The organism is Alteromonas macleodii ATCC 27126 (genome assembly GCF_000172635.2).
In the GTDB taxonomy this organism is placed as follows: Bacteria; Pseudomonadota; Gammaproteobacteria; order Enterobacterales; family Alteromonadaceae; genus Alteromonas; species Alteromonas macleodii.
On the sequence record NC_018632.1, the window covers coordinates 155,440 to 167,951 of the forward strand.

At 46.5% G+C, this 12,512-nt stretch carries 10 protein-coding genes; 4 read left to right on the plus strand and 6 right to left on the minus strand.

Annotated features, from left to right (window positions below):
• Positions 1 to 33: 33 nt before the first annotated feature.
• A complete protein-coding gene (gene recQ, locus MASE_RS00700) occupies positions 34 to 1,875 on the minus strand; it encodes a DNA helicase RecQ (protein WP_014947840.1) in 1,842 nt (613 codons plus the stop codon).
• Positions 1,876 to 2,088: 213 nt separating this feature from the next.
• Here recQ and MASE_RS00705 point away from each other — a divergent pair, with 213 nt between their 5' ends.
• The 3 genes from MASE_RS00705 (at position 2,089) to rarD (ending at position 5,169) form a co-directional block, all read left to right on the plus strand.
• A complete protein-coding gene (locus MASE_RS00705) occupies positions 2,089 to 2,601 on the plus strand; it encodes a thioesterase family protein (protein ID WP_014947841.1) in 513 nt (170 codons plus the stop codon).
• 86 nt (positions 2,602 to 2,687) lie between these two features.
• Complete coding sequence (locus MASE_RS00710) at positions 2,688 to 4,025, plus strand: magnesium transporter (RefSeq protein ID WP_014947842.1); 1,338 nt, start codon at positions 2,688 to 2,690, stop codon at positions 4,023 to 4,025.
• Positions 4,026 to 4,254: 229 nt separating this feature from the next.
• Positions 4,255 to 5,169 carry an EamA family transporter RarD gene (rarD, locus tag MASE_RS00715; RefSeq protein ID WP_014947843.1) on the plus strand — a complete coding sequence of 305 codons (915 nt, stop codon included), beginning with the start codon at positions 4,255 to 4,257 and terminating at the stop codon, positions 5,167 to 5,169.
• A gap of 66 nt (positions 5,170 to 5,235) precedes the next feature.
• On the opposite strand, the gene MASE_RS00720 is transcribed toward rarD, so the two are convergent.
• From MASE_RS00720 to uvrD, 3 genes are read right to left on the minus strand one after another with little or no spacing between them, the layout of a single operon-like run.
• Positions 5,236 to 6,126, minus strand: coding sequence for a GGDEF domain-containing response regulator (locus tag MASE_RS00720; protein ID WP_232362791.1), 891 nt, complete (start codon positions 6,124 to 6,126; stop codon positions 5,236 to 5,238).
• A complete protein-coding gene (locus MASE_RS20135) occupies positions 6,120 to 6,512 on the minus strand; it encodes a response regulator (protein WP_232362792.1) in 393 nt (130 codons plus the stop codon). The genes MASE_RS00720 and MASE_RS20135 overlap by 7 nt, the downstream gene beginning before the upstream one ends.
• Before the next feature lie 42 nt (positions 6,513 to 6,554).
• The gene (uvrD, locus tag MASE_RS00725) at positions 6,555 to 8,726 is read right to left on the minus strand and encodes a DNA helicase II (RefSeq protein ID WP_014947844.1); all 2,172 of its coding nucleotides are present in this window, start codon (positions 8,724 to 8,726) and stop codon (positions 6,555 to 6,557) included.
• 462 nt (positions 8,727 to 9,188) lie between these two features.
• Between uvrD and cysE the strand changes: the two genes are divergently transcribed.
• The gene (cysE, locus tag MASE_RS00730; protein WP_014947845.1) at positions 9,189 to 9,995 is read left to right on the plus strand and encodes a serine O-acetyltransferase; all 807 of its coding nucleotides are present in this window, start codon (positions 9,189 to 9,191) and stop codon (positions 9,993 to 9,995) included.
• 97 nt (positions 9,996 to 10,092) lie between these two features.
• Here the strand turns inward: cysE and MASE_RS00735 are convergent, their stop codons facing one another.
• Both MASE_RS00735 and MASE_RS00740 read right to left on the minus strand, forming a co-directional pair.
• Positions 10,093 to 11,601 carry a sensor domain-containing diguanylate cyclase gene (locus tag MASE_RS00735; protein ID WP_014947846.1) on the minus strand — a complete coding sequence of 503 codons (1,509 nt, stop codon included), beginning with the start codon at positions 11,599 to 11,601 and terminating at the stop codon, positions 10,093 to 10,095.
• A gap of 168 nt (positions 11,602 to 11,769) precedes the next feature.
• Positions 11,770 to 12,510: an HAD-IA family hydrolase gene (locus MASE_RS00740; RefSeq protein ID WP_014947847.1), complete on the minus strand. Its 741-nt coding sequence runs from the start codon at positions 12,508 to 12,510 to the stop codon at positions 11,770 to 11,772.
• Positions 12,511 to 12,512: the final 2 nt, after the last annotated feature.

Consider the following 12,512-nt stretch of genomic DNA (forward strand, 5'->3'; position numbering starts at 1 on the left):
CTGGAAAACAGAATCTAGTTGGCCTGCAAGCCCTCAGTGCTCTCGATTTATGTAATCATCAATAAGCTGGATAAAAGCCTCACCATAGCGCTCGAGTTTGGTTTGGCCTACGCCGCTTACATCAAGTAAGGTGTTGCGCGTAGTGGGGAGTTTACACGCCATATCCACTAAGGTGGCGTCACTAAATACCACATACGGCGGCACTTCATTTTCTTCGGCCAACACTTTGCGTAAGTGCTTAAGACGGGTGAACAACGTTCGGTCGTAGTTAGCAGGCGCTTGTTTTGCTTTTTTCTTGTCGGGCTTAAATTCAAGTCGCGGAACGGCAAGCTGAACCGCGACCTCGCCCTTGAGTACTGGTCGTGCGGCCTCGGTTAAACGCAACGCGGCATGAGCAGTAATATCAACGCGTATAAGGCCTTTATGAACAAGCTGGTTGATAATGTTGTGCCAGTAGCTATCCGACTTATCTTTACCTATGCCGTATGTGGAAAGCTGGTAGTGGCCTGCTTCCTGAAGGCGCCTAAGCTGCTTGCCTCGCAAAACATCAATGACATACTGGCTAGAGGCTTGCTGTGAGAGCCGAAGTACACACGACAGTACTTTTTGTGCAATCACCAAACCGTCGATCATCTTAGGTGGGTCTAGGCAAATGTCGCAGTTGCCACAGGCGCTGTCGCTGAACTGCGAAAAGTAATTCAGGAGTACTTGTCTACGACAGGTTTGTGCTTCTGAAAAAGCTTCCATAGCTGCAAATTTTTGTAACTCTATTTGGTTACGCTCGGCTATTTCCCCTTGCTCTATCCACTGTTTTACGCGGGCTGCGTCTTTTTCGTCGAACAATAGTAAAGCTTCAGACTCCAAGCCGTCTCGCCCCGCTCGGCCGGTCTCCTGATAATAGCTTTCAACACTGCGCGGAACATCGTGGTGAACCACATAACGCACGTTCGATTTGTTGATACCCATGCCAAAGGCAACGGTGGCCACCACAATATCAATTTTATCGTTAAGGAACTGGCGTTGTACCAGCTCTCGCTCGTCGTTGTCCATACCCGCGTGATAGGCCGCGCAGCGAAAACCTTGTCTGAATAATTTAGCGTGCAGGTCGTCGACTTTAGCGCGACTGTTACAGTAAATAATGCCGCTACCTTCTTGCTGTTTTACGTAAGCAACAACTTGATCAAAGGCTTTGTACTTGCTCATTACGCGGTAGCGGATATTAGGTCTGTCGAAGCTGCCTTTATAAACCAGCGGGTTGTTAAGGTTTAGCTGCGTCAGTATGTCTGCTTGGGTCGCTGAATCTGCAGTCGCTGTGAGTCCAATAACAGGAATAGAGGGGAAGCGAGATTTTATTTGCCCCAGAGCGCGATAATCCTGCCTGAAATCGTGCCCCCAATGGGAAACGCAGTGCGCTTCATCAATGGCAAATAAGGCAATGTCGGCGTGCGCAAGCGACTGCTGAAAATAGTACTGCATTAAACGCTCAGGCGACACGTAGAGCAAGTCGAGCTTTCCTGCTTGAAGTGCGTCATTTATGCGTGCTTGTTCGTCTGCTTCTAGCGTTGAATTGAGATAGGCAGCTTTTACGCCCAGCGCTTTAAGCTGTTCTACTTGGTCCTGCATAAGCGATATAAGCGGTGACACAACAATAGCGGTGCCCTGGCGCACTAACGCAGGAATTTGATAGCACAGCGACTTGCCACCACCTGTTGGAAGCAAAACAAGTGCGTCTTTACCTTCACATACTTGGTGAATGACTTCGCCTTGACCGTCGCGAAAAGCATCGTAACCAAATACATCTTTTAAGACGGTTTCTGGTGTTTTTACACGTTGCGTTTCTGGCGCTAATTCTGATGGAGCTATTGCAGTTGTCATGGCGCTGGATTTTACGCGTTTTTGGCGACGTCTTCACGGGGCAATTTAAAAAACTAGACTAAAATTCAGCGATAGTCCTGATCAGAGGGGCAGCAGCTCTTATAATTTATTTTGATTCAACATCATTGGTTGGATGAATTTCCGTCAAACTTACGTTCGGTAGTAATGTTGCTTATAAGCACATTACAAATATCAATTCATCAAGGAAAGCGAGTGGATAAGAAAACGACTAATAAAGACGAAGCTAAGGGCAGCGAAACACTAAACCATGAACTAATGATTAAACATGTAATTGCGCTTTTTCGTGATACTATGCCGTTTAACCAGTTGCTGGGCTTGGAATTTGTTACTGAAGGAGAGGGGCTGGATACACAGATCTCCCTGCACCTTGATTGGCAACCAGCGCTGACCGGCAATCCAATGCAAAAAATCCTACACGGCGGTGTAACAGCGACTATGCTAGACACCATCGGTGGTTTAGTTTCAATTGTAGAAACCATCAAACAAACCGCACGTGAACACCTTGCGGACCTTCAAGTTAGATTGCCCACCATGGGCACAGTCGATATGCGCGTTGACTACTTAAGGCCGGGAAGAGGCGAGCGCTTTGTTGCGACAGCCACGATTATACGCAAGGGCAGTAAATTAGTGGTTTGTAGAATGGAATTGCACAATGAAAAAGGCGATCATATAGCCTTTGGCACGGGTACGTATATGCTGGGATAGCAGTGTCTTAATAGGTTTGCATCATCCCACAATGCCTGTTGTGACGTTGTGTAAAGGAAGTGAGCGGTATTAACGGGAGGTGTAGCATGGCAGAGCCATTACCAGATTTAATTGAAGAGATTGTTACCGAAAGTATGGGTGACGATCCGGCGACCTTGTTAGCCACCCTTGCGGGGCAAGACGAGGTATACATCGCATCACTGTTAGAATCGTTGCCCGTAGAAAAACGTTTGGCGGTATGGGAAGGCATTCCTCGCGACCGTAAGCTCGACGTATTGGTTGAGATGCGTAGCGACCCCCGTGAAATTCTTATCGACAATACGCCGCACGACGAATGGGCGTCTATTTTTGCTGATATTGACGCAGAAGATTTACTGGAACTACTCGATTCATTGCCAAAACGCCTTGTCGATATGGCCTATGAATCACTTGATTCTAAAGAGCGTAAGTACTTCAGAGAAGCGACACAATTCCCAGATAACCAAATAGGGCACTGGGTTAACCACGAGCAGTTAGTGTTACCTTCGAACGCGAAAGTGCGCGAAGGGCTACGCTTATTAAGACGTGACATACCTCAGCATTGTGACAGCATTTTTTTGGTGAACCGCTCAGGTCAATTTTCCGCGCTGGTTAAAATTAGCCACCTCTTCAATGCGCAAGATCACGTGTCGCTATTCGACTTGTCGGAAGAAAGTGTGACGACCATTCAAGGGGCTGACGACACTATGAATGCGTCGCTACTTGTTCAACGTTCTGGGCTTGCGTCGCTGCCGGTAGTTGACGAAAACAACAAGCTTCTCGGCCGATTAGATGTGACCTCTGCAAGTGAGTTGGTTAACGAGTTTTACGAACGCCAAGTGATGGCCTCGGCCGGTATGGATGAGGACGAAGATTTATTCTCGCCTGTGGCGAAAAGTGCGAAAAATCGTGCCCTTTGGCTTGGCATTAACTTGCTTACCGCATTTTTAGCTTCGTGGTTTATTGGATTGTTCGAAGGCACCCTTCAACAAGTGGTTGCCCTTGCGGTACTGATGCCGGTAGTGGCAAGTATGGGAGGCATTGCAGGTAGTCAAACGCTAACCCTGATTGTACGCGGCTTGGCGTTGGGGCAGGTCACGCCTGCCAACTTACGGGCGCTGATGGTGAAAGAGCTTAAAGTAGGCGGCGTAAATGGCGTGATTTGGGCCTTGGTAATTGGCGTTGTTGCTTATTTCTGGTTTACCGATGCCATGTTAGGGGTGGTTATCTGTTTGGCCATACTGTTCAACATTGTAGCCGCCGCACTTGCAGGCGTGTTTGTACCTGTAATATTGGACAAGCTGAAAATAGACCCTGCACTGTCGGGGTCGGTCATTTTGACTACCGTAACCGACATTGTAGGCTTTGTAGCATTCTTAGGTTTGGGCACACTGTTTCTGCTGTAGCACCATTCCCGCGATAAATCTTGTCCTGTTTTTTCATGATGAACGGATCTTAGGCCCCATTGAATGAGCACATTTAGTGGGGCTTTTTCATTTTTTGTTAATTACGTTTCATTAATTATGCCGCTTGTTACACGTCCTTTGCCGCATTGGAAAGCGTTAAGGGTTGTGTATTCAACTAACCTGATAAACAATACGCGCCTTCTTCCCCCGAATTTCGTTGGAGTCAGTCTTGTCTAAGCAAGCCAGTGCCGCTCAAGTCGGCGTTATTTGTGCAATTGCCGCATATAGTATGTGGGGTGTTGCACCTGTTTATTTCAAACAGTTGATGGTATTGCCGGCTGCTGAAATCCTGATGCACAGGGTAATTTGGTCTGTGGTGCTGTTGGTTGGGCTTATTGCCGCGCTAAAGCAGTGGCCCAAAGTGGGCGCCGCCTTTCGCAATAAGCGCGTTATGCAGATTTTATTCGTTGCAGGGTTGTTACTCGGGGCGAATTGGCTCTTGTTTATTTGGGCAATTAATAACGACCATATTCTTGATGCAAGCCTTGGCTATTACATCAACCCTCTTATCAACGTATTTTTAGGGCGACTTTTCTTAGGTGAAAGGTTGCGTAACTTACAGCGTGTAGCCGTTGGGCTTGCCGTTATTGGCGTGGCTATTCTTATTTTCTCTTATGGCCACGTGCCGTGGATTGCCCTGGTGCTTGCGGGAAGTTTTAGTGTGTATGGCTTATTGCGCAAGCAAGTGGCTGTAGACTCGCTACCGGGCCTATTCATTGAAACTTTAATGCTCTCGCCATTCGCTATTATTTACTGGGTCTTCTTTGGCTCTGAGTACAGTAACTTATTTAATAACGACGCCACGCTAAATACCCTTATTTTAGCGGCTGGCATTGTAACTACCGCGCCACTACTTTGTTTTACCGCTGCAGCAAGGCGCATTATGTATTCAACGCTGGGCTTTTTTCAGTACATTGGCCCAACGCTTATGTTCATTCTGGCGGTTTACCTGTACGGCGAACCGCTTGAAGAGTCGCGCTTGGTGACCTTCGGCTTTGTGTGGTTTGCGCTTATCTTGTTTAGTGCAGATTCGCTAGTTAATTACCGCAGTCAGCGTAAAGCGCGAAAGCTAGCGGTGGAGTAGGGGCTTTTGCGCACAAGTCTTTAATTAAACGTCGGACAGCTAAGCGGCAGTTGATTGAGTGAAAAGCTAAAGCAGTGAAGCTTGCTCTTGCTGAGGAACATCTGGTGGTTCGCACTTCACTTGGTTACGCCCACTATTTTTGGCGGCATAAAGCTGCTTGTCGGCAAGGCTTAGTAGCTTATCTACGCGCTGAGTGTGGGCGCCACTTACCCCAATACTGCAGGTCACTTTAATGTCGCTTTTAGGCAGCTGAATAATTTCTGCTTCCACCACTTTTCTGAAGTCGTCTAAACGCTCACAGGCTTCTTTTAGTGGTGTTGACGGCATGTATATACAAAACTCTTCGCCACCAAAGCGGGAAATAATTTCGTCTGGAAAATAAAACTCAATAAGGGCCGCCATGGCTTTTAGCACAATGTCACCTGCGTCATGGCCATGGGTATCGTTTATCGATTTGAAAAAGTCTAGGTCAATAAGGGCGAGAGCGTGATCTTCAGACAGGTTTTGGTGTTGTACAGTAACCATGTAGAAGAAGTGGCGCCTGTTAGGCAAACCTGTTAAATAGTCGGTGTTGGCCACACGACGAATTTCTTCAACGCTCTCAATATATTCCACGTTCTGCATCACGCGACACAAGAATTCTTCATGACAGTAGGGCACTCGTAAGAAGTCATTTGCACCACTTTTAATAAAGTGCGCAGACATTAACATGCCTTTGCCTCCAGCAACGCCCATAATTGCCAACTGCTCTTTCGAAAAGGCTTTTCTTAAACTGGCGACAAAGTGCGTGCCTGTCATATCAGGCAACGTGTTGTCAGTGATAACAAGACGTACGTTTTTGTGTTCAGACAAGCATTGCATAGCGTCTGTAGCCGTTAGGCATTCAAACGCAATAAAATTATGGCGCTGAAGTAATGAAACGGTTTTTGAGCGCAACACCCGATTAGTGCTTACCACGACGACACCAGTAGACTTGTTTTTTCTAATCGGCTAATAAGACGATTGAGGTAGTCGTAGTTCTGCGAATTTTCTTTGGGAATGTAATCGACAACGTCACGTTCTAGGACTTTATCGCGAATAGCGCTATCTAAACTTTCTGTTGTAGCAATGGTGGGAATGAAAGACTCAACCGTAAAGTCGATGGCTTCGCCTTTTGGTGCATCGGGAAGCGAGTATGCAACAATAGCACACAGAAAGGTTTCCGGCATATTTTGCGAAAACCGTGCTTTGCCTTCTGTCAGCGACGTCGCGCCAACGGGGGTAAGGCCTGCCCGGCGTACTAATTTCGCTATAAGTTCAAGGTTGCCTTCACCATTTTCGATGATCAGCACGTGTTGCTGCATACATTTCAACTTAGGTTTAGGCTACCTTGCCTATTAATAATGTTACGCTTTCTCCAGCTTTGCGTAAGCAAGTACCAGCCATTTGCTGCCAAATTCGTCGAAGTTTACTTGAACTCGACCGTGCTCACCACTCCCTTCGTAGTTAAGTACGATCCCTTCGCCAAATTTACGGTGTACAACTCGCTCACCTAAACTAAAGCCCGTTTCTTCAAAACTCGCGTGCGACGTCGCTTGGCTAAAGCGGTTGTGCACGGGCCGCGAAATAGTCGATTTCAGCCTAACCTCTTCAACGCAGTCTGCTGGCATTTCGCGAATAAATCGAGAAGCAGTATGATACTTATCTTGGCCATAGAGTCGACGACTTTCTGCATAAGTAATATACAACTTTTGCATTGCTCTGGTCATACCAACATAGCAAAGTCTGCGTTCCTCTTCCATTCGACCTGGCTCGTCGTTAGTCATTTGGCTAGGGAACATGCCTTCTTCTACACCTGCTAAGAATACCAGTGGAAATTCAAGGCCTTTAGCGGTGTGAATGGTCATCATTTGCACGGCATCCTGGTCTTTATCCGCCTGGGTTTCACCTGCTTCCAGCGACGCATGAGCTAGAAAGGCTGCCAGAGGCGACATTTCTTCGGCTTCTTCAGGCACGATAAAGGTTTTACATGCAGTAACCAATTCTTCCAAGTTTTCTAGACGTGCTTGGGCTTTTTCTCCGCGCTCTGCTTGGTACATGGCGTACAGACCAGATTGGCGAATAGCTTTATCGGCTTGTTGGTCAAGGGGCTCATCTAACGTGGATTGCTCTAGCTCAGTAATTAGCAACACAAAGCTTTGCATAGCGTTTAGCGCGCGGCCTTTGAAGCCACCTTCATTAATGAGCAACTGACACGCCTGCCACATTGAACAGTTGTGCATTCGCGCGGTGTCGCGCACTTGCGATAAGGTTTTCTCACCAATACCGCGACTTGGGGTGTTAACCACGCGTTCAAAAGCAGCGTCATCGTGCGGGTGGCTTACCATGCGCATATAGCCAAGGGCGTCTTTAATTTCTTGGCGCTCGAAGAAGCGCAGGCCGCCGTATATGCGATACGCCAGCCCTTCGTGTAGCAAGGCTTCTTCCAGTACTCGAGACTGGGCGTTGTTTCGATAAAGAATAGCGGTATCAGTAAGGGCGTTGCCTTGATTAAGCCAATCTTTGATTTTCGAAACAATAAAGCGCGCTTCATCTAGCTCGTTGAAACCCGCATATACAGAAATAAGCTCGCCTTGCGCGTCTTCTGTCCAAAGTTCTTTCCCTAAACGGCCCGTATTGTTGTCGATAACCGTGTTCGCCGCTTTAAGAATGTTTCCTGTAGAGCGGTAATTCTGCTCAAGGCGAATAGTAGTAGGCTCGTTGAAGTCTTTCAGGAAGTGCTGAATATTATCTACGTTCGCGCCGCGCCAGCCGTAAATAGACTGATCGTCGTCGCCAACAATCATAATGTTATTATTACCACCACTACACAGCATACGAAGCCATGCATATTGGATATTGTTGGTATCTTGGAATTCGTCTACCAACACTGCACGGAAACGACGTTGATAGTGGACTAGTACTTCTGGGTTTTTAGCCCATAATTCATGTGCGCGTAGCAACAGTTCAGCAAAATCTACTAAGCCTGAACGGTCGCAAGCGTCTTGATATGCCGCATAGACTTCGCGCATGGTCTTTTGAATATGATCGCCGTGGGTTTCAATGTGCTGAGGGCGCAAGCCTTCGTCTTTGTTGCCATTTATGTACCACTGAATTTGACGAGGCGCCCAATGCTTTTCGTCCAGGTTCATGGCCTTCAGAATGCGGCGAATAAGTCGATACTGATCGTCCGAATCAATTATCTGAAAATTCTCAGGCAAGTTGGCTTCTGCATGGTGCGCGCGTAGTAAGCGATGCGCAAGCCCGTGGAAGGTACCAATCCACATATTGTGCAGGCTGCGACCCATCAACGACTCTATTCGGCCGCGCATTTCTTTGGCTGCTTTATTGGTAAAGGTCACTGCCAAAATAGAAAAAGGGGCGATGTTTTCAACTTCCATTAACCACGCAATGCGATGCACTAATACGCGGGTTTTACCACTGCCCGCGCCAGCCAAAACTAGGGCGTTAGATAGTGGGGCTGCTACTGCTTCACGCTGTTTGTCGTTTAGCTCGTCTAGCAGTCGAGATACATCCATAGTGTGGTACCTGTTAGTTGATAGTGTTATACATTCAGCAGCGCGCTATTATGCCACCTGCCTGTTAATTTATACAGTCCAGTTTTTCCCAGTGAAGATAAACTTCAACGGCATTATACGTTCGTGTGCAATCATGATTTTAAGTATTATTTAATGAAAGATACGAGCGCTCTGAACGTTCTATTAAATTAATGGAAGCACTCAGTTAGACGCAGCGAGAGAACAGGATGCTTTAATGATGTATACATGTACGATACGGTTATTAGCTATAACGAATTAATTCGATAAATTGATCGAATTATGCGCTTGGTCGGTATTACATCGGTATTGCATCACATCAAACTCAGGTAAACTTTTACGCGTTCCCTTTTGTCAGCATAGATATGCCCAGCAAGGAACAAGTTAGATTGCTTACTCAATTTTCTTATAGAACACAGCATTTTTATATAACGGGACATGCTCATGACCGCACTTACTACGCCCATCGATTTTTGGTCTACGCTGAAACAAGAAGCGCAAGTTGTTGCTGAAAAAGAGCCTTTGCTGTCTAGCTATGTGCATGCCAGTGTTCTTGCACATCACAACTTTGAATCGTCGCTAAGCTTTATTCTGTCGAACAAAATGGCAGACGACGTTATGCCTGCGCTCGCCATTCGTGAAGTTTTCGATGAAGCTTACTTACTTGAACCTGGCATCAGCGAAGCGGCTATTGCTGACATTCTAGCGATTAAGGCGCGGGATGCGGCGGTCAACGATTACCTTACTCCCTTACTTCACTTTAAAGGTTTTCATGCTGTGCAAGTACACCGCATGGCGCATTACCTTTGGGTTCATGGGCGTCATCAGCTTGCTTTATTCTTACAAAGCCGCAACTCGGCAAGCTTTGGTGTAGATATCCACCCTGCTGCGCGTATAGGTAAAGGCGTCATGTTTGACCATGCAACTGGCATTGTAGTGGGCGAAACTGCAGTGGTTGAAGACAACGTATCTATTTTGCAGAGCGTTACATTAGGTGGTACCGGTAACGAGTCGGGCGACCGCCACCCTAAAATTCGCCAAGGCGTGTTAATTGGCGCTGGCGCCAAGATCCTTGGAAATATTGAGATAGGTGAAGGCTCAAAAGTAGGCGCTGGTAGCGTTGTACTCAATAGTGTTCCAGCTCACGTTACTGTGGTGGGTGTTCCAGCTAAAGTGGTTGGGAGACCGGTTTGTCAAAGCCCATGTGAATCCATGCGCCAAAACGTACTAGAAGATAACTCCCACGTATAAAATTGGGGTCAGAGTACATTTCTGCTTTCGTAATAATGGGGTCAGAGTACATTTTTGTCTTCAGCGTATTTGAGCGATTAAATGTACTCTGACCCCATTATTTGAGGGTTATTGTGTTGCCGCCTTTTTCTTTTGATGCGTAGAGTGCGCGGTCGGCGCGCTGAATGAGCGTCTCGAGTGTATCGCTTTGCTGCATAAGAGTGACGCCGAAGCTCGATGATAATGACACTTCTGAAATAATGATTGCGTTTATACCTTCACGTACCTTTTCCACCAAATTAAGGGCGTTTTGCTCGTTGATATTAGGCAGAAGCAGTACAAATTCGTCGCCGCCGAAACGGGCAAAAACATCCGCTTTACGCACAATATCCTTCGTCACCTGACTTAAGCGGCGCAATGCATTGTCGCCGTCTACATGGCCTAATTCGTCGTTAATACGTTTAAACTTATCTAAATCAAACATAACGAAATAAAGCGAGCTTCCAGATTCACGGCTCTGAGCCATTTCTAGTGCGCTGCGCTGAGCCAAATACTCCCGCGTATAAGCTTGGGTTAAGGTATCCACAAAAACACGGTCTTTGAGCAGAGCATTGTCTGCTTGTAACTGAGGAATGGCTATACCAAACAACGCGTTGGCTGCAATAACGTTGAGTGCAAACTGATACACTTTGACGTAATCCATTAAGGCGAATATATGCACTAGCAAAACAATACATAGGCTGCTTATAGCAAGGCTTATAACATTACGCTTTGTACTTTCAGTACACGCTATCCACATGTGGGTAATGGCGAGAAAAAAGATAGCAAATGCACTGTCACGAGACTGGGTAAGTTTTGCCAATAACATGACGAATAGTATGAGGGCCAAATTGATTGCCACTTTTTTAAAGTAGCTGTGTAAATCGGATGAAGCGCAGTTAGAAAATGCTAAGAGGTCTATTTTAGATGCCGCACTTATTTTTACTAACAAGCCAGCAAAAAGAGGTGCAAGCACTACAACACCAGCCATATCCCCTATCCAAAAGGGCAGCATCGCTTCTTTAATATCCGCCGCTGACATCTGATTAGTGAGAACAAGTGAACCAATGACTAGTTGCGTAGCAACTAACGACGAAATACAGCCGATGATTAAGAACGATACGATTAATTGGGGTGTGGTGACGTCGGGCTTTCTCAATAGATGGCCGAGAACACTGGCTCCTGCATAGTAAGGGAGCATATGTGCAACGCCGAATAACACGCCGCCCCACATCATTTCTACGTTACTTAACGGCAGCAAGTAGTTATGACCATTCCAGACGGTAATCGCAATGGCGGCCACCATAATAGGCACTACCGCGCGCCAACCTAAAACTAAGAAGCATGCAAGGGTGTAGCCTGCCGCAGGAAACCAAACACTGGCGTGTTCAGTGTATTCAACAATGCGTCCAATTTGCCATATGGCAATCCAAGACAAGATAATAAATACATCTTGATACAAGCCAGACAGTGGCTTAAACGGCCAAAAAGAGCGACCTGTCTCGGCATGTTCATGAACATTCGAGGTTGGCTTATCTACCTTGGACGCTTGTTGCGACCTTGACTTCGAGATAGCAGGTTTTTCCATGAGGACACAAAAACTACGACTTCAGTTTTCAGTGTATAACGAGTGAGCGTTAAAATCTATACACCCTAAGTGCGGCTCTCTAGACCTTTAATAATGCGGCTTACTCAAAGGTTCACATCCCGCAAAAGAATGAGTAGTAGAGGTCTGTATTTTCGAGATAAATAGCGCCTAGACAAATTGAATAAGCTCTTCTAATGAATCAAGTTGAACGTGTGGAAGTACTGAAACGGGTTCTAATTTCAACTGCATTGGACGATTACATGCAAACCAAGCCGACTGATAGCCTGCATTAATGGCACCGAAGACGTCTTTAATAATATTATCGCCCACATGTAAAATGTGCGACGGCGTTACCTTTATCAGTGAGGCCGCTTCATCAAACATGTTTTGAGCAGGCTTCATAGGCCGTTCCACACTGGCGTGTAAGATCGCCGTGAAGTAACGGTCTAACCCTACTTTTTGCGCGTTTACATTGCCGTTAGTAATACCAACGAGCGGTAAGTGCTGGCTAAGTTTATCGAGGGTGTGGTGAACATTGCTGGCTAATGCAAAATCGCTTCTTGCGTCATAAAAACAATTAAAGCAGCTGTCTACAGCAGCACGTAATGCAGTGTCTTCTGTAGGGACTATTGATAACTGGTTTGCTGGCGTGCCAGATAGTGCAGCGTTTAAAACAACGCGACGAAGCTGCCCCATATCAGAAGCCAACCGCGCGTCTTTGGCGATAGCCGCACGTTTAAGCTGTAGCCAATCAAGTGATGTTAGCTTAGCCGCATGTTTGTGATGTTCAGCAATATGCGCTTGAAGGGCTTGCTCTGCGCGTCGAATAATAGGTTCATTATTGTAGAGGGTGTCATCAAGGTCGAAGGTCATAGCCTCGACGTTATTGATAGACCTGAAAAACTGCATTG